The following is a 17,975-nucleotide window of genomic DNA, read 5'->3' as shown; positions in this document are numbered from 1 at the left end:
GACCGGCGGACGTGGCCGCCGGGGCGATCCCGCCGGTGGGAGGGCATTAACTCCCCAATGACCGGAATGCACGGTAGGCTGCCCGAGGGTCGCGCGGATTCGTTTCGGTAACGATCCGGTGCGCTTCGGCGATGCGAAAGTCGAAGCTAGCTTGCGCAGCATGTGGAGAAGTTGGGATTCAGGAATTGCGTAACAAGATGAAGCGTCGTGTGACGTCGTTGGCAGTTGCCGGCATGGTCTCGGCGTGTGTAGCCACTACAGCCGGTCTCGGAACCGCCGCCGCGGACGCCGGTTCCGACCCGATCATCGCGAGCAACGCGCTGCTGGCGAGCCCGGTGTCGGACGACGGTTCGAAGATCGTTTCCGGCACCATCAACGGTCAGAGCATCGTGCTGTCGGTCTACTCGGCCGCCATGGACAAGAACATCACCGTGAACGTGCAGCGCCCGGCCGACGCGTCGGTGCCGCGCCCGGTGCTGTACCTGCTCAACGGCGCCGGTGGTGGCGAGGACATCGCCACCTGGCAGCACAACACCAATATCTACGACATGCTGGCCCAGAAGAACGCCAACATCGTCATGCCGCTCGGTGGGCGCTGGGCGTACTACACCGACTGGCAGCAGGACGACCCGACCCTGGGCCGCAACAAGTGGGAGACCTTCCTGCTCGACGAGCTGCCCCCGCTGGTGAACGCGGCGCTGGGCACCAACGGCGTGCAGGCCATCGCGGCCAACTCGATGACCGCGACTTCGGTGCTGAACCTGGCCGAGATGCGTCCCGGCTTCTACAGCGCGGTCGCCGGTTACAGCGGGTGCGCGCAGACCTCGGACCCGACGGGCAAGCAGTTCGTCAAGATGGTGACCGAGGCCTACGGTGGCGGCAAGGTCTCGAACATGTGGGGTCCCGACGGTGACCCGGACTGGATCGCCCACGACCCGGTCGTCAACGCGGAGAAGCTGCGCGGCACCAACCTGTTCATCTCGAGCGGTTCCGGCCTGCCGGGTCCGCACGACGCGCTCGGCGACCCGACCATGATGAACCCGACCTCGGCGGGTCTGGCCAACCAGATCATCGTCGGCGGCATCATCGAGGCGGCCACCAGCTACTGCACGCACAACCTGCAGAACAAGCTGGCTCAGCTGGGTATCCCGGCCACCTTCGACCTGCCGGTCACCGGTACCCACTCGTGGGGTTACTGGCAGGACTCGTTCGACGCCTCGTGGCCGCAGCTGGCCGCCGGTATGGGCATCGACCAGTAGTCCGCGGACTCGCCGAGTCTCTCGAATCGAGCCCCGGCCCGCACCGATCATGGTGCGGGCCGGGGTTTTTCGTTCGTGTCGGTGGGACGGGGATTTGTCTGTGCCTGAGTGAAACATTTATTTTTCAAAACCGGTGTGGCCCCGGTCACGGATGCCTACGCTGGCGTCGTCGACTGCCAGGTTCGACATGTTCGTTTCGAAAGGCGCGATGATGCGTACGTCCTACAGTCTCACTCGAACCCTCGCGGCCACCGCCGGCTGCGCCGCCGCGGCCGCCGCCACCTTCGCGGTGATCCCCGCCTCCGCCGCCCCGGTCGGCACCGGTACCTCGGTCGGTCCGGCCGGTGCGCCGTTCAGCGCACAGAACATCGGCAACGTGAACATCCAGCTGGGTTCGTTCACCATCACCTGCACCGCGTCCGCGGCCGCCGGTACCCTCCCCGCCGCGCCGGCGAATTCGTCGGCCTCGGGCCCGATCTCGGTCTCGATCGGCGCGCCCACACTGTCCAACTGCTCGACCTCGCTGGCCACCATCGACTCGGTCACCGCGAGCGGCAACTGGACCATCACCGGCCAGTACGGCAGCCCGATCGGCGGCACCCTGACCGTTCCGCAGAACGGCGTGGTCGTGAAGACCTCCGGTCTGGCCAGCTGCACCGTCACCGCTGCCCCGTCCGGTCCCGTGTCGCTGGCCGGAACCTGGACCAACGGAACGGATTCCGCGAGCAACCCGTCGAAGATCTCGGTCACCAACGGGCAGGTCCCGACCTCGGTGAGCGGAAGCTTCCTGTGCCCCAGCGGGACCGCGAGCCTGACCGCCACCTACGGCGTCCGGGACACCGCGAGCTCGGCCACACCGATCGTTGTGGGCCCGGCGAGCGTGCCCACCACGACCACCACGGCGCCGCCCACCACCACGACCACGGTCCCCCCGACCACGACCACTACGGTCCCTCCGACGACCACCACGGTCCCGCCGACCAGCTCGACCGTTCCGCCGACCACCACCACCGCGCCGCCGACCACGACCACCACCACCGGTGGCGGCGCGGGCAGCAGCGCGGGTGACATCCTGGCGGGTCTGCTCGGCGCGCTCGGGGTCCACTGATCACCTTGTAGCGCAACAACTCACACGGCCGGAACCGGCAGTCGGATCGTCCCGCTGCCGGTTCGACGCGATTCCGGTACGCCCCCCCAACCATCGGCGACATCCACCCGACCGGAATACGAAGGGGGCCCGGGCATTACACCCGGGCCCCCGACTTCGGACCGCGATCAGCGGCGCATTCCCAGCGCCGCAGCCGAGCTCAGTTCCAGTCGCTCATTCCGTCACCGGTGAAGGTGCCGATGGAGTTCACCACGACGACCGGGTCGCCCTTCTGGCTGTTCTCCATGAACCACTGCGCGTCCTCGGTGCTCACGTTGAGGCAGCCGTGGCTGGCGTCGGACACACCCTGCTGGGCCAGCGACCACGGTGCGGCGTGCACGAAGATGCCGTTCCAGGACAGGCGGGTCGCGTACTCGACCTCGAGCTTGTAGCCCTGCGGGTCGTCGACCGGGACACCGTAGGTCGACGAGTCCATGATCATCTTCCGGTTCTTCTCCCCGACGTAGTACGTGCCGTTGGGGGTTTCGTGCCCGGGCTTGCCCATCGAGGTGGGCATCGTCTTGATCACCTCACCGTTGCGGGTGACGGTGATCATGTGGGTGGCGTCGTCGGCGGTGGCGATCACCTCGTCGCCGACCGAGTAGGCCACCGTGGTGCCGCCGGCCTCGACGGTGATGGCGGTCTGCGCCGGCCAGAACTGCTCGGGCCGCCAGCGGACCTGCTTGTCGCCCTCCCAGTAGAAGTGGCCTTCGACCGGGTTCGACGAGGTGATCCGGATGGCCGCCTCGGCGGTGGCGTGGTCGGCGACCGGTTCCTTGAAGTTGATGATGATCGGCTCGGCCACACCGACGACGTCGCCGTCGCCGGGGCTGATGTTGGGCGCCGCGAAATTGGCCGCCGGCAGGGCCGGCGGGTTGGCCATCGGCGCGGCACCTTCCGCCGGCTGCGGGACGGCGGCCGCGGCCCCGGACGACGAGCCCGACGGTAGGTCCGGCCCACCGGGCCAGAGCGGGTTGGCCACAGCGGAATTGGCGGTGATGGTACCCGCGGTGACAGCCAGTGTGGCCGCTGCCAGGGTCAGGACCCCGGTACGACGGTTCGGCGAGTTCTTGGCTCCCGGGCGGGAGGGGGTGCTGCGCACAGCCGTACTCGTCCTCTCATCTCGATCACATGCAAACGCAGAGCGCGGAAGGGCGGCTACGCGTTCATGATCACTATCGTGGCCGCTACGGGTTTCATTACTACCGGGGCGGCGGCGGTACGCCAATCCCCTTCCGGCAGTTATGAACTCGGCACAGCGAATGTGTGGTGAACCACACTCTGCCCGAGGTTTGTGTTACCGCTGTGGTGAAAGCCCCGCTCCGCGTGCCGCATCGCCGATTGCGCAGGTGCGCAGGCGGCTTCAGCGGTCATTCGGTGTACACCGTCATGTGAGGCAAATCACGTTATGGCGCAACGGCTCTCACTACGTCGACCGTGATGCCCGCATGCGGTCCGGTCGCGATGTTGTGCGGCACCGCACGTGGCTGCCGACCCCCCGCGTAGCGCGGGGTCAGCGCCAGCTCCACCCGAGACACGATGGTCGCCAACGCGATTCGCAGTTCGTACTCGGCCAGGGTGGAGCCCACACAGCGCCGGTGACCGCCACCGTAGGGGGCGAACTCGAACGGCCCGTAACCGCGGTCCAGGAACCGCTCGGGCGTGAACGTGTACGGGTCGGACCAGGTTTCGGGATCGGAGTGCAGCAGCGGGAGCGCGACCCCCATGGTGTCGCCGGCCGCCAGGTCGACGCCCAGCAGCGTGAACGGTCCGGTGAGCCGGCGCAGCACGATCGGGACCGGCGGGTGCAGGCGCAGCGTCTCGTGGCACACCGCGTCCAGGTACGGCAGCCGCGCCAGATCCTCGGGATCCGGATCGGGGCCTACCGCCGCGAGTTCGGCACGCAGCCGCCGCAGCGCCGCGGGTGTGCGGTGCAGGTGGTACAGCGCCCAGACCAGGCTGGTGGCGGTGGTCTCGTGACCCGCGACCAGCAGGGTGCGCAGCTGATCGAGCAGTTCGGCGTCGGTGCAGCCGCCGCCGTCGGTGTAGCGGGCCGCCAGCAACAGTCCCATGATGTCGGCGCCCGCGCCCGCGGTCTCGCTCCGCCGCCGCTGCAGGTCGGCGGTGAGCAGCTCGTCCAGCCGGTCGCGCGCGGCCGCGAACCGTGCCCACGGGCCGTGGCCGAACACGCTGTGCCGCAACAGCGGAACCAGCATGAGCGGTCCGCCGAAGGCGGAGAGGAATTCGACCACGGCGGCGGTGTAGACCGCCCGGCGACCCGGATCGTCGATCCCGAACACGGCCCGCAGGATCACCCGCAGCGTGATCGCCCGGGCCGCCGCGCGTACGTCGATCCGGGCGCCGGGCGTCCACGCCGGACCGGCTCCGGCGCCGGTCAGTTCCGCGACCGTGGATTCGTGAACGGTGTGTCCGTACAGTGTAATTCGACTGCGATGAAAGGCCGGTGCCAGCAGTCGCCGATCGCGGCGATGGACCGCGTCCCGGGCGAGAATGAGCGATGCCGATCCGACGAGCGGCTCGATCGGATTCGGTTCGGGGGGCCGGAGCAATTCGACCGGCGCCCGGAACAATTCTTTTGTACCGGATGCTGTTCCGGTGAACAGTGCCCCGCCGAAGCCGGGAAATCGCACCAGGAATGGGTCACCGTCGTGCGCCCGGCGATGCCGGAAATAACTCTCGAAGTCGATTCCCGCCCACAACGCGTGCAGCAGTACCGCCCGGGGAGCACGCGGTCGCGGATGGCCGGAGTCGGAGGCGCGCGGCGATTCGGGCTGCATACCAGTGATACGTGCCGGAACGGGTTCCGGTTCGCCGCCTAGGGCGCGACGGTGCCGGAGTCGGCCGCCCGCGGTTCGGTGGTGGCCCAGAAATCCGCCGGGGTGGTGTCCGGGACGGCGCCGGTTCCGAGCTCCGAGGTGGGCGCCGGGCACCACAGGCCCAGCGGTGTGGCCAGGCAGCCGTACCCGGTGGCGAAGTCCCAGACCACGGCGGCGGTGCCCAGGCAGACCGCCCGGTGACCGGCCGGCACCTCCTGGGCGCGCGAGCCGGCGAAGGCCACGCTCACGGTGGTGCCGCCGCCGGTGTCGGTGCCTCGATCGGTGAAGGCGTACGCGTCCGGGCCGAGGGCGAAGGCGAGGGCCAGGCCGGAGCTGCCGTGGCTGGCGCCGATCCCGCCGCCGGTGCCGACACCGACCGCGCTGCCGCCGGACCCGGCCCGGGCGTAGCCGATGCCGTCGTAGCTGAGCGCTCGCGCGTGCCCGCTGTCGTCGACGGCCGCCCGGCACCCGGCCGAACCGCTGATCAGGGTCAGATCCTGTCCGGCCTCGGAGGCGCAGGTCAGGGTGGATGCCGCGGCCGCGCTCGGGGCGGTGGCGGTGACCAGCAGGATCCAGGCCGAGCCGGCCAGGACGGCGAGCGCACCGATTCGCGGGCCGAAATGGTCTCGCCGCACGGTGCCTCCTCGTTCGCCGGTTTTCCAAACAGTAACTGGAATTCCGCGAACATCCCGTTTGGCCGGGCCGAAATGTGGGAACCGGGAATGAATTCTTGTGCCCTGCAGGCGAAAATGTATCGGTTCGGATTATTTGCTGAAACATTGCCGAATGGCACCGACGCCCACCGGTGTACGGCGGGCGTCGGTAGCCGGGTGTGAGCCGGATCGCTAGACGGGCGCGAACCCGGCGCCCACGTCGCCGCGTCCGTTGATGTCGCCCATGATGATGCCCATATTGGTACCGACCTCCGGTCCGGCGCAGGCCACGAGCAGGTAGGCGTTCACCATTCCGACCAGGGTGTTGCCGACGACCACCGGCGCGCCGGAATCGCCCTCGACCACACACATCTGGGTCCAGATGCTCTGGTCGCCGAACAGGTCGCCGTAGACGATGCCGCAGGTGTTGCCGGTGGTCCGGCCCTCCTTGCAGGCGACCTGCGGGAACGACGCGGCCTGGCCGACGTTGGTGATCGTCGTGTTGCCGATCCGGTTGACCGGGGTGACGCGGTTGGGATCGAACTGGATCACCGCGTAGTCGAGGTCGTGGTCGGAGTGGACGAACTTGCCGATCGGCCCCACGCCGCGGGCCTGCTCGGCCCAGACCGTGGACCCCGGGTCACCGCAGTGACCGGCGGTCAGGCCCACCAACCGCCCCGCACCGTCGTATCCGATTGTGGTGAGGGTGCATTCGTACAGGTTGTCGATGATGATGCCGGAGCCGCCGCCCATCACCGCGGATCCGCCGTCCGCGTGCGCGGTTGCCGTTCCGGTACCCAGGAGCGCGGCGGACAACAGGATCGCACCACCGGCGGCCCGGGCCGCGTGGGCCAGTTGTGTCATGAGCATGTCCCTCCAGTGGTCTGCGAACGCACGGTGTCCAGCTTGACTGCCTACATCCTGTCAGCCCGGGGCCGCGAAACCGCGTACCCCGGGCCGCACCGTGTCCGATTCGATTACTACCGGGTGGCATTATCGGCATGAAGAATTCGCCGTGACACACGCGTATCGGTCGGGTGTGCAACTCGCGGCGAGTGGAAACATGAGTATGCGTCGCGCCTGTTAGGGGCGGTTTGCGGGTTCCGTTGCGGCCTCGTTTGGTCAAATGTCCAGGTCAGGCGGATATCCGCTGCCCCAAAGTGTTAGCTCACAAACATCTATGTCTTGTGACCGAGATCTATGACGACAACCACACTTTGCACTGTGGTTCAGCGCTACTCCGTAGTAGGGTGCGTCAAGCGAACAGACGTCGGGGTTGTCGCAATCCGGCGCGAGAGGGGTAGTCAGTGCAGTTCACGAACAGTCCGCCGGCGAAGACGCGAATGAGCGCCGTACTCGGTTGGATGGCGGCGTACTGGCAGGATCACCCGAAGAAGTCGCTGGAGACCATGGGTCGTCAGATGACCATGGGTGTCGCGGCCATCACCGAACTGTTCGTCGCAATCGTGCGCCGGCGCTTTCCCTATGGTGAATTCATTCGGCAATGTTCATTCATGGCCAATGTCGCAGCCGCGCCAACGCTTTTGGTCGCCATTCCGATCGGTGTCATCGTCTCGATCCAGGTCGGATCCGTTGCCGGGCAGGTCGGTGCGACCTCGTTCATCGGTGCGGCCAACGGCCTCGGCATCATTCAGCAGGGCGCGCCGCTGGTCACCTCGCTGATGATCGCCGGTGCCGTCGGTTCGGCCATCTGCGCCGACCTCGGCTCCCGCACCATCCGCGAGGAGATCGACGCCATGAAGGTCATGGGCGTCGACCCGATGCGCCGGCTGGTCGCCCCCCGCCTCGGCGCCGCCATGCTGGTGTCGGTGCTGCTCTGCGGCTTCGTGGTTTTCGTCGGCTTCCTGACCGGTTACATCTTCAACATCTTCGCGCAGAACGGCACCCCCGGTTCCTATATCGGAACCTTCGCTTCCTTCGCCGTCACCACCGATCTCTTCGTGGCCCTGCTGAAGTCGTTGATCTTCGGTCTGCTCGCCGCGATCATCGCCTGCGACAGCGGCCTCAACACCCGCGGCGGCCCCGGCGGTGTCGCCAACTCGGTCAACACCGCGGTCGTGCTCTCCGCCGTGATGTTGTTCGGCGTCAACGTCATCCTGACCCAGGTCTACAGCACCTTGTTCCCCCCACAGATGGTTTGAGCCGGTGTCCACAAGATATGTTCCGCCGCTGCTGCGGCCACTCGACCGGATCAAGAAGGCCGCCGACGCACCCCGCGACATGCTCGCCCGCGCGGGGCACCAGGTCTTCTTCTTCCTGCGCTCCATCGGTTCGATGCCGTTGGCGTTCAAGCAGTATCCGAAGGAAGTGTGGCGTCTGCTCTCCGACGTCACGTGGGGTAACGGGAACCTGATCGTCGGTGGTGGCACCATCGGCGTCATCCTGATCCTGACCGCCTTCGGCGGTATGACCGTCGGTATCCAGGGCTACACCTCGCTGAACCTGTTGGGGCTCAGCCCGATCACCGGCGCCATCTCGGCCTTCGCCACCACACGTGAGCTGGGTCCGATGCTCGCCACCGTCGCGTTCGCCGCCCAGGCCGGCTGCCGGTTCACCGCGCAGCTGGGCTCGATGCGGATCGCCGAGGAGATCGACGCGCTCGAGTCGGTGGCCATCCGGCCGCTGCCGTACCTGGTCTCCACCCGGATGATCGCGGCGATGATCGCCATCGTGCCGCTGTACTGCCTGGCGCTGCCGTTCGCCTACATCGCCTGCAAGGTGACCGTGGCCCTGTACGGCGGTACCGCCAGCGGTACCTTCCAGCACTACTTCTATCAGTTCCTGATTCCGCACGACGTGCTCTGGTCGTTGCTGAAAGCCATTCTGTTCGTGGCGATCACGACCTTCATCCAGTGCTACTACGGCTTCTTCGCCTCCGGTGGTCCCGAGGGTGTGGGTGTGGCGGCCGGCCGCGCGATCAAGCTGTGCATCATCGCGGTCGTCTTCGCCGACCTGTTCATGACCTTGGCGATCTGGGGCGTCGACCCCGGTATCCGGATCTCGGGCTAGGGGGAGACGTGATCATCGATCCGAGTGGTCGGGGCCCGACCATGCGGCAGCTCTATGTCGCCGGCGTCTGCGGCCTGACCGTGTGCGCGCTGATCCTGGGCCTGCTGTTCGCCCGCTACAAGGGCTACATCCTGCACCCGAAGGTGGACGTCACCGCCAACCTCACCACCACCGGTGACGGCCTGCCCTCGAACGCGGACGTGAAGTTCCGCGGCGTGCTCGTCGGCGCGGTGCACGATGTGACCGTCGCCGCCAAGGGCGAGATCCAGCAGGTACACATCGAGATGAAGCCGCAGTACGTCGGCGGGGTGCCCGCCAACGTCACCGCGCGCGTGGTGCCGAGCAACCTGTTCGCCGTCACCTCGGTCGAACTGGTCTACAACGGTCCCAGCGACCAATACCTGCACGCCGGTTCGCAGATCGAAGAGGACAAGAGCAAGGGCACCATCGCCCTGCAGGACACCCTCACTACGATCCGCAAGATCTTCGACAAGCTGGACCCGATCCAGCTCGGCCGGGTGCTGGGTACGCTGTCCTACGCCCTCGACGGCAACGGCCGCATGCCGGGCTCGACGCTCGACCGGCTCGACGAGTGGCTGACCCAGGTCCGGGCCGCGGTGCCCGACGCCGACCAGACCTTCAGCGACTTCGCCTCGTCCTTCCGCGCGCTCAACCAGTCGGCGCCTGACCTGATGGACACCCTGAAGTCGTCGATCAAGACCGCGCAGACGGTGTCGGACAAGCGGCAGGAGCTGGTGGCGCTACTCACCGGCGCGATGGACACGACCGACCGGGTCAACGACCTGTTCGCCCGCAACAACGACACCGGCAAGGTGCTCACCGTCGGCCTGGGCGACATGTTCGGCAACCTCACCGCCGACCCGGCCGCCATCCCGGCGACCATCGCCAACATGAACAACTCGCTGCGCAAGCTCAACACGACCTTCCACTGGGGTCCGCAGCGCCAGATGATCTGGAACGCCGGCGCCACGCTGACCCCGTGGCTGCCCTACACCAACGCCGACTGCCCGCACTACGGCAACCTGGCCGCGCCGAGCTGTGCCACCGCGCCGTCCGTCGCCGACCCGGGTGTGCTGCCGGATTCGCTGCGGCCGCACGCGCTCGCCGCGGCGCAGGGTCTGCCGCCGGCGCTGCCGATGGCGGGACTGCCCGACGGTTTCGGCCAGGCGCCGGCCGAACCGGCCGCGCCCGGTGCGCCGGCCAACCCGCTCGCGGGCAGCCCGCTGGCCGGACTCTTCCCGTGGCTGAACGGACCGGCTCCCGCGCCGACGCCGGCTCCGGCCGGCAACCCGAACCCGGCGACCCCGGGTGACGCGCCCGCGGCCGGGCCGGTCGTCGCGCCCGCCGGCGATATCGCCGCGGCCGCCCCGGGCATCTACAGCGGTGACGCCGCGGTTCTGGCCTTCCTCGGCCGTCGTCCGAATACAGCCGAATACCTGTTGCTGAGCTCGATCCTGAGGGGTGGAACGTTGCAAGTCACCGATAGTGGTGCAGGCCGATGAGTATCCGCAAACCCCTGATCGGCTTCTCCATCTTCGCGCTGGTGTCGATCCTGGTGACGGTCGTCGTCTGGAACACGTTGGCGCGCAGCGTGAAAGGTGAAACCAACACCTACACAGCGACTTTCAGCGATGTGCTCGGCCTGCACCCGGGCGACGACGTCCGGATCGCCGGTGTGCGCGTCGGCAAGGTGTCCGACATCTCGCTCGACAGCAAGCACCAGGCGAAGGTCACCTTCGTCGTGCAGCGCGACCAGACGCTGTTCGGCGACACCAAGGCGCTGGTCCGGTACCAGAACCTGATCGGCCAGCGCTACGTCGCGCTGCAGACCGGCACCAAGGGCGACCACACCGCACTGCGGGACCACGGTGACATCCCGCTGGACCGCACCGAGCCGTCGTTCGACATCTCGGGGCTGCTCAACGGTTTCCAGCCGCTGTTCGAGTCGCTGTCGCCGGACCAGGTCAACGACCTGTCGCAGACCTTCATCCTCGCGATGCAGGGTGACGGAGTCTCGTTGAGCTCCTTCATCACCCGGGCCGCGGCCCTGGCGTCGGACTTCCAGCGCCGCGACGCGATCCTGAGCGACATCATCACCAACCTCGGCGGCGTGATGGCCGGGCTGGCCAACCGCGGCGACGAGCTGGAGACCCTGGTCACCCAGACCCGCGCCCTGATCGGCGGCCTCTACGAGCAGGGACAGTCGCTGGAGAACTCGGTCTCGACGCTGGCCACCAACACCACCTCGCTGGTGGGGATGCTGGACCAGATCAAGCCCGGACTGCAGGCGGCACAGAACTCCTCCACTGCCGCGTTCAACGTGCTGCTCGCCAACGGCGACAAGCTCGACAACGCCGCGGTCGACCTGCCGTCGGTCCTGGCCGACCTCGGCCGCTTCACCCAGGACGGCGCGTACGCCAACGCGTACGTGTGCAGTCTCGACATCTCTCTCTACGGAGTCCTCCTCCCGCGCGGCCTGGTGTCCCAGGTCGGCGGAAACTCGCACTCGGCGGTGTGCCGTCCATGATGACCAAGCTGAAAACAATCTTCCGGTCGAACAGGAACTTCTGGCTGGGTGTCATCGGCGCCCTTGTCGTGGTCGGTTTGCTGCTGTCCTCGACCGTGTACAAGTCGCTCGGTATCGGTAAGCAGGACATCGTGGCCGAGTTCCCGCAGTCCGCGGGAATCCGCAGCGGTGACAAGGTTTCCGTCTCCGGTGTGCCGATCGGCAACGTCTCCAGCGTCAAGCTCGAGGGCGACCACGTTCTGGTGACCATGCAGGTCACGTCGTCGACGAAGCTGGGCTCGGACGCGCACGCCGCCATCAAGATGGCGACCCTGCTCGGTGCCCGCTACGTCAGTCTCGACCCGGGTACCGGTTCGGGCCTGAAGGACAACCGGATCAAGCTCGACCACACGGCCGTGCCCTACGACCTGTCGGACGTGATCCAGAACGGCACCCCGAAGTTCCAGGCACTCGACACCCAGAAGCTGAACGAGGCGTTCAAGGCGCTGGGCGACCAGATCGACGGCTCGTCGGAACTGACCGCGCAGGCCCTCGACAGCGTCGGCGCCCTGGCCAAGACGATCAACGATCGCAAGGACCAGGTCGACGGGCTGCTCAAGAACCTGGACAAGGTCACCACGATCCTGGGCGACAACCGCAACAGTGTGCTGCTGGTGATCACTCAGGGCCAGGCGGTGGCCGGCGCGGTCATGCAGCGGCAGCAGTTGCTGCGCACGCTGCTGGACAACATCGCGGCGCTGACCAAGCAGCTGCAGTCGATCGGCGCGGACAACAACGACCAGCTGTCGTCCACCATCGACCAGCTCAACACCATGTCCGAGGGTCTGCAGAAGAACAAGGACAACCTGGACAAGCTGCTGCAGATCATGCCGCCGTCGGTGCGGCAGTTCAACAATGTGTTCGGCAACGGTCCCTACGGTGAGGTCGGTATGCCGTGGAGCCTGTTCCCGGACAACTGGCTGTGCTTGGCCCGAGTCATCGAGGGGTGCCAGGGATGAGGAAATCCGTCCGGGCCACGCTGGCCAAGGTCGCGCTGGTGAGCGCCTGCGCGCTCACCCTCGGCAGCTGCTCGCTGCCGGGACCGCTGAACAACGACCACCACTACACCGCGGATTTCCGCAACATCGCCGGCATGTTCGAGGGCAACCCGATCACCGTGCTGGGCGTGGAGGTCGGGCACGTCGACAAGATCATCCCCAAGGGGCAGTACGTCGAGGTGCACATGACGGTCGACGGTGACATCAAGTTGCCGAAGAACGTTGTCGCGGCGCTCATCTCGCCGTCCATCGTCACCGACCGGCATATCGAGCTCAGCCCGGTGTACACCGGTGGTGCCACGCTGGCCGACAAGTCGCACCTGACGGTCGAGCAGACCCGCACGCCGGTCGAACTCGACACCATGATCAAGACCATCGACCAGTTCGCCGCGGCGCTGAAGCCGGACCCGGGCCAGCAGCAGGGCCCGCTGTCGGGCACGCTGCTCTACTCGATGGTCAACGGCCAGGGCGACAAGATCCGCGACACCCTCAACGCCCTCTCCGGCGCGCTGAAACTCGGCGTGGACAACAAGGACGCGCTGTCCACCATCATCGTGAAGCTCAACGAGCTCACCTCGATGCTCGCCGACAACGACGCCTCGGTGCGCGGATTCAGCCAGCAGGTCACCCAGATGACCGGCCTGCTCGCCGAACAGGCCCCCGGCCTGCAGGCCACGCTCGACCAGCTCAACGCGTTCCTGGTCAACACCTCGACCGCGCTGGGCGACAAGTCGAGCACGCTCGCCTCGGCGCTGGCCGGCCTGACCAACGTGACGAACCAGTTGCGGCAGAACGCCGCCGGCGTCACCGAGGTCGCGGACGTCGCCCCGCTGCTCATGCAGAACGTGAACTCCTCGATGGACCGCAATCGCAACCTCGTCCGGCTGCACACGCTGCTGCTCGAGGGGGTCACGGCCGACCAGATGAGTCTGTTCTGTGAACGGATCCAGATGCGCTCCGACGCTTGCCGTACCGGCAAGCCGGAGGACCTCGGACCGGACATGGGTATTTCCGCCGCACTGTTGGGAATCACGCAGAAATGACCGAACGCGAACAGAACAGCGGGATCGGCCGGCTGGGGAGCCGGGCGCGCAAGACCGTCGTGGCCCTGGCGGCCGGCAGCACCGTGCTCGCGGCGTCCGGTTGCGGTCTGACCGTGGAGAGTCTGCCGCTGCCCAAGCCGGGCGTCAGCGGCGACACGTACACGCTGCACGCGGTGTTCGCCAACGCGCTGAACCTGCCCGACCAGGCCAAGGTCAAGATCGGTGGTTCCGATGTCGGTGTGGTGACCCACATCTCGACCAAGAACTTCCAGGCCCTGGTCGACATGCAGATCCGCAAGGACATCGTGTTGCCGGCGAACAGCACCGCCGAACTGCGTCAGGCGACCCCGCTCGGTGACGTGTTCATCGCGGTGTCCATGCCGAAAGCCGAAGCGGGAACACAGAATCTGAAGAACGGTGACACCGTGCCGATCCAGCAGACCTCGGCGGGTGCCACCGTCGAGGAGCTGCTGCTGTCGGTGTCGATGCTGTTCAACGGTGGCGGCCTGGCCTCGCTGGCCAAGTTGAGCGGGGAACTCGACAGCGTGGTCGGCGGGCGGCCGGACAAGCTGGCCGATCTGATCAAGCAGATGACCAGCGTGGTGGGCACCCTGCACGCCGACAGTGACCGGATCGACGCCATGTTCAACGGTTTCGACACGCTGGCCAACACGTTGCAGAGTCACCACGACGACCTCAGCCGGGTGGCGGACACGTTGCCGAACATGATCGGTGCCATCGCCGAGAACAACAAGAACATCGGTGACCTGCTGACCAAGGTGTCCACCGCGACCGAGGCGATCGGCGATTACTCCGACACCACCACGCCGCAGCTGAGTCACCTGCTCGACAGCGTGCACGCCCTGATGGGCGCGCTCGCCCAGACGCAGGACACGCTCGGCCCGACCATGGACGCGCTGCACGACATCCGCCCGGGCGTGGATGCGACGTTGCGCGGTAACTCGCTGGCGGTCGCGGCGACTGTGACCAGCCTCGACGCCAGCATTCTCACCGACCCGGCGCACGGCAAGATCTGGGACGGCAGGGACGTGGCCGACTTCGCCGGCAGCCTGACGCAGGTACTGCAGGTGATCCAGTACCGATTGGGGAGTACGCCGAAGTGAGAAAGCTGCTGCGTAACAAGCTGTTCTGGGCGAACATCGCACTGGTGCTGGTGTTGGGTCTCGGCGCGTCCTACCTGGCCGTGGACGTCATGCGGCTCAACCCGCTCAAGTCCACGTACACGGTCACGGTGAGCCTGGACCGGTCCGGCGGGCTGCAGCCGGGCAACGACGTGACCCTGCGCGGCTGGCGAATCGGCAAGATCAACTCGATCAAGCTGGCCGACCAGGGTGGTTCGATCGCCGCCGAGGCGCAGATCGACTCGAACTACCACATTCCGCGCGACACCCGGATCTCGGTGAACGCGCTGTCCGCGGCCGGTGAGCAGTACATCGACTTCCGGCCGGACAGCGACAAGGGCCCGTTCCTGCACAACGGCGAGGTCATCCGGTTCGACCCGGACAAGATCACGACTCCCACCCCGGTGTGGGCGGTGCTCGACGACGCCAGTTCGCTGATCGCACAGGTGGATCCGGAACGGTTCAGCGCCATCCTGACCGAGCTGGACACCGCGCTCAGCGGCGGTCCGGACCAGCTGCGCAACATGATCAACGCGCTGTCCACCGTCACCGCCGGCCTGGACGGGCTGCTCCCCCAGACCGTCAATCTGCTCAAGAACCTGCAGGTGATCGCGGGCACCACCAGTCACGCGCAGCCGGATCTGCAGACCCTGACCAATAATTCGTCGACGTTGTTCAACCAGCTGCAGGCGGCCAACGACGAGGTGAGTCAGGTCCTGGACCGGGCGCCCGCGCAGGTCCGTCAGCTCGGCGCGGTGCTGGACAAGAACGCCGACCCGATCACCAGCCTCGCGAGCAACTTCGTGGCGATCACCAAGGCGGCGGAGCTGCGGGGCCCGGCGCTGCAGGCGCTGTTCCCGTCGCTGGCCCTCGGTCTGGACGCGATGGGCGTGCCCGCTCACGACGGCGAGTTCTACACCATTCTGGACATCTGGCCGCGCCCGTTCTGCCAGTACGACCACGTGCCGATCCGCAACGAGGTGGTCCAGGACGGTACGCTGCCCAAGTACAACTACTGTACGAACCCGGCTCCGAACCAGCAGGTTCGCGGCTCGGCGAACGCGCCACGGCCCGACATCCCGGACAACGGCGCGCAGATGCCGGCCGGCGCCGACCCCAATGCCCGGACACCTCAGCCGGTGCGGTGACATACTCAGCAAACGATCCGCGTCCCTCGGGCAACCCGTGGGACACGGCCTGAACGGTGCGCGCACGCGTGCCGGGAAAGTGACGTAGCAGATCCATGTCTGAAGACGACGCCCAGAAAACCGAAAAGATCGACGTCGCGAGCGGGGAAGACGCGGCGGCGGACGGCGTCGCTGCTGTCACTGTGCTGTCCGAGCCGGCGGAGGAGCAGCCGGCACCGGAGCAAGCCGAAGAGAAGCCGGCCGAACCGACGGTGAAGTTCGAGAAGCAGAAGGAAGTTCCGGCCTCCGCGAGCTCCGACGCGCAGCCGACCAACTGGCTCGTCGTCGGCGGTGCCTTCGCGGCCGGTGTCGTCCTGGTCGGGGCGGCCACGCTGGCCACCGTGTTCGGGATCCAGTCGCACAGCCGCGGCAACGAGCTCGCCTACCGGGACAGCGCCACCCAGGCCGCCTGCGACTTCGGCAACCTGGTCAGCACCTGGGACCCGGCCAAGTTCGACGACTACATCACCAAGGTCAAGGCCCAGTCGACGGGTGCCTGGCTGGACCAGTTCGCCTCCGGCGCCGACCCGCTCAAGGAGCTGGTGCAGCAGGCGAACGTGAAGTCCTCGGTGTCGGAGATCCACTGTGGCTGGCAGGCCGGCGACGCCGACCACGCCACGGTGGTCATGCTGATCTCGCAGCAGGAGCAGAAGCCCGCCGACCCGCAACCGCAGATCTCGGATGTGGACGTGGTGGCGACCCTGGAGCACAAGGGCGACAACTGGGTGGTCAGCGACTTCAAGTCGCCGCGGCTGGCGAACATGCTGAAGAGCTCGCCCGCCGGCGGCCTCCCGGGCGCGGCCCCGGCGCCCGCCCCGGCCCCCGCGCCGCCGAAGTAACCGGTTCGCGGCCGACCACTGACGAGGGCCACCACTGTTCGCGGGTGCGAACGGTGGTGGCCCTCGGTGGTTGTGGGATCAGAACAGGGTGAGGTGTTCGTCCGGGACCAGGACGGTGTTCTCCTCGGATATCGTTGCGCGCCGGGCTGATTCGGGCCGCGCGCGCTCGGTGTGCGCGATCCGCTCGTCCGGCGTGATCCGGGCCGGTTCGGCCGGGGTACTCGAAACCGGCTCGGCCGCGATTTCACCGGCGGCCGCCGCGGCCGCGCGGGCCGCGGCGCCGGCCAGGGTGTCGGCCTGCTCGTTGAAGTAGTTGCCGACGTGGCCGCGCACCCAGCGGAAGCGGACCGGGCCGGGCCGCGACGCGATGGCCTGATCGATGCTCTTCACCAGTTCCAGGTTCTTCACCGCGGCCCCGCTGGCGGTCCGCCAACCGTTGAGCCGCCAGGAGGCGTTCCACTCCGACGAGCATTTGATCGCGTAGAGCGAGTCGCTCTCGATGAGCAGGGGTTCGGCGCTGGGGTGCGCGGTGATGGCCTCCAGGATCGCGCGTAGTTCGGCGACCTGGTTGGTACCGGAGGGCGAGCCGCCACTGGCGGACGGTCCGCTGTGATCGACCCAGGCCCAGCCGATCGCGCCGCCGGGGTTGGCCAGACAGGATCCGTCGGTGCTGACGATGATCATGGTTCGTACCCTACGCAATCCGACCGACAAGGTCTGTTCCGTGGAAGTCCTCGATCTGGCGGCGAAGGCGCTGTTCGGTGCGCCGCACCGCGGTCCGGGCGATCGAGTCGGTGACAGCGGCCGGCATCCGGTTCGATCGGGTCGGGTAGCCGGCTTCGAACGTGAGCATCGAACTGCCCGGACCGAGCGGATCGAAGCGAAGGGTCACGGTGGCCAGCGGGCGGCCGGACCGCGCGGACGCCGCCTTCCCCGGCCGGCGTCCGCGCACCGTGTATCCGATGACCGCGTTGTTGCGGTACTCCGTGATCTCACAGGTGACCGTGGGGTGCCAGATACCCGCCTGCAGGGTGGCGGTATAGACCGCACCCGGACCGTGTCCGGCGTCGCCGAGTGGTTCGAAGGCGGCGATCGCGAACATCCAGTCCGGTACGAACAGATAGTTGTCCGTATAGGTGAACGCGACTTCGACGGGCGCCCCGACATCGCTCGCGTACCTGATGTGGCCCATAGGTGAACCCCTTCTCCCACGGCTATTACAAAAGTACTACACCTTTCCTCTTTAATCTCGA

17 protein-coding genes are annotated in these 17,975 nt (G+C 67.3%); 11 read left to right on the top strand and 6 right to left on the bottom strand.

Annotated elements, in window-relative coordinates:
- Nucleotides 1-197 precede the first annotated feature (197 nt).
- Together EBN03_RS06445 and EBN03_RS06440 are read left to right on the top strand one after the other, a co-directional pair.
- Nucleotides 198-1,259 carry an alpha/beta hydrolase gene (locus tag EBN03_RS06445; RefSeq protein WP_122186998.1) on the top strand — a complete coding sequence of 354 codons (1,062 nt, stop codon included), beginning with the start codon at nt 198-200 and terminating at the stop codon, nt 1,257-1,259.
- 187 nt (nt 1,260-1,446) lie between these two features.
- Nucleotides 1,447-2,367: a hypothetical protein gene (locus EBN03_RS06440; protein WP_199742636.1), complete on the top strand. Its 921-nt coding sequence runs from the start codon at nt 1,447-1,449 to the stop codon at nt 2,365-2,367.
- A gap of 199 nt (nt 2,368-2,566) precedes the next feature.
- On the opposite strand, the gene EBN03_RS06435 is transcribed toward EBN03_RS06440, so the two are convergent.
- From EBN03_RS06435 to EBN03_RS06420, 4 genes are all read right to left on the bottom strand, one after another.
- Entirely contained in the window at nt 2,567-3,508 is a 942-nt protein-coding gene (locus EBN03_RS06435; protein WP_122186997.1) for a L,D-transpeptidase, read from the bottom strand.
- Nucleotides 3,509-3,812: 304 nt separating this feature from the next.
- Nucleotides 3,813-5,204 carry a cytochrome P450 gene (locus EBN03_RS06430; protein ID WP_122186996.1) on the bottom strand — a complete coding sequence of 464 codons (1,392 nt, stop codon included), beginning with the start codon at nt 5,202-5,204 and terminating at the stop codon, nt 3,813-3,815.
- A 38-nt stretch (nt 5,205-5,242) separates the two neighbouring features.
- Complete coding sequence (locus tag EBN03_RS06425) at nt 5,243-5,878, bottom strand: DUF6764 family protein (protein WP_122186995.1); 636 nt, start codon at nt 5,876-5,878, stop codon at nt 5,243-5,245.
- 210 nt (nt 5,879-6,088) lie between these two features.
- Nucleotides 6,089-6,760, bottom strand: coding sequence for a S1 family peptidase (locus EBN03_RS06420; protein WP_407671088.1), 672 nt, complete (start codon nt 6,758-6,760; stop codon nt 6,089-6,091).
- Nucleotides 6,761-7,239: 479 nt separating this feature from the next.
- Here EBN03_RS06420 and EBN03_RS06415 point away from each other — a divergent pair, with 479 nt between their 5' ends.
- From EBN03_RS06415 to EBN03_RS06375, 9 genes are all read left to right on the top strand, one after another.
- Nucleotides 7,240-8,058: an MlaE family ABC transporter permease gene (locus EBN03_RS06415; protein WP_122187341.1), complete on the top strand. Its 819-nt coding sequence runs from the start codon at nt 7,240-7,242 to the stop codon at nt 8,056-8,058.
- 4 nt (nt 8,059-8,062) lie between these two features.
- Nucleotides 8,063-8,926, top strand: a complete 864-nt coding sequence (locus tag EBN03_RS06410; protein ID WP_122186993.1) for an ABC transporter permease — start codon at nt 8,063-8,065, stop codon at nt 8,924-8,926.
- A gap of 8 nt (nt 8,927-8,934) precedes the next feature.
- Entirely contained in the window at nt 8,935-10,449 is a 1,515-nt protein-coding gene (locus tag EBN03_RS06405; RefSeq protein WP_122186992.1) for an MlaD family protein, read from the top strand.
- Nucleotides 10,446-11,474, top strand: coding sequence for an MCE family protein (locus EBN03_RS06400; protein ID WP_122186991.1), 1,029 nt, complete (start codon nt 10,446-10,448; stop codon nt 11,472-11,474). Before EBN03_RS06405 ends, EBN03_RS06400 begins: the two co-directional genes overlap by 4 nt.
- Nucleotides 11,471-12,472, top strand: coding sequence for an MCE family protein (locus tag EBN03_RS06395; protein ID WP_325052055.1), 1,002 nt, complete (start codon nt 11,471-11,473; stop codon nt 12,470-12,472). The genes EBN03_RS06400 and EBN03_RS06395 overlap by 4 nt, the downstream gene beginning before the upstream one ends.
- Entirely contained in the window at nt 12,469-13,554 is a 1,086-nt protein-coding gene (locus tag EBN03_RS06390) for an MCE family protein (RefSeq protein ID WP_122186989.1), read from the top strand. The genes EBN03_RS06395 and EBN03_RS06390 overlap by 4 nt, the downstream gene beginning before the upstream one ends.
- A complete protein-coding gene (locus EBN03_RS06385; RefSeq protein WP_122186988.1) occupies nt 13,551-14,678 on the top strand; it encodes an MCE family protein in 1,128 nt (375 codons plus the stop codon). Before EBN03_RS06390 ends, EBN03_RS06385 begins: the two co-directional genes overlap by 4 nt.
- Nucleotides 14,675-15,844, top strand: a complete 1,170-nt coding sequence (locus EBN03_RS06380; protein WP_122186987.1) for an MlaD family protein — start codon at nt 14,675-14,677, stop codon at nt 15,842-15,844. Before EBN03_RS06385 ends, EBN03_RS06380 begins: the two co-directional genes overlap by 4 nt.
- Before the next feature lie 95 nt (nt 15,845-15,939).
- Nucleotides 15,940-16,722, top strand: coding sequence for a hypothetical protein (locus tag EBN03_RS06375; RefSeq protein ID WP_122186986.1), 783 nt, complete (start codon nt 15,940-15,942; stop codon nt 16,720-16,722).
- A gap of 78 nt (nt 16,723-16,800) precedes the next feature.
- On the opposite strand, the gene EBN03_RS06370 is transcribed toward EBN03_RS06375, so the two are convergent.
- Together EBN03_RS06370 and EBN03_RS06365 are read right to left on the bottom strand one after the other, a co-directional pair.
- Nucleotides 16,801-17,406, bottom strand: coding sequence for a ribonuclease H family protein (locus tag EBN03_RS06370; RefSeq protein WP_122186985.1), 606 nt, complete (start codon nt 17,404-17,406; stop codon nt 16,801-16,803).
- A gap of 10 nt (nt 17,407-17,416) precedes the next feature.
- On the bottom strand, nt 17,417-17,914 hold the full coding sequence (locus EBN03_RS06365) for an SRPBCC family protein (RefSeq protein WP_122186984.1): 498 nt from the start codon (nt 17,912-17,914) through the stop codon (nt 17,417-17,419).
- Nucleotides 17,915-17,975 lie beyond the last annotated feature (61 nt).

This window comes from Nocardia stercoris (assembly GCF_003696265.1).
GTDB classification, from domain to species: domain Bacteria; phylum Actinomycetota; class Actinomycetes; order Mycobacteriales; family Mycobacteriaceae; genus Nocardia; species Nocardia stercoris.
This window is presented reverse-complemented; position numbering and strand designations above follow the sequence as displayed.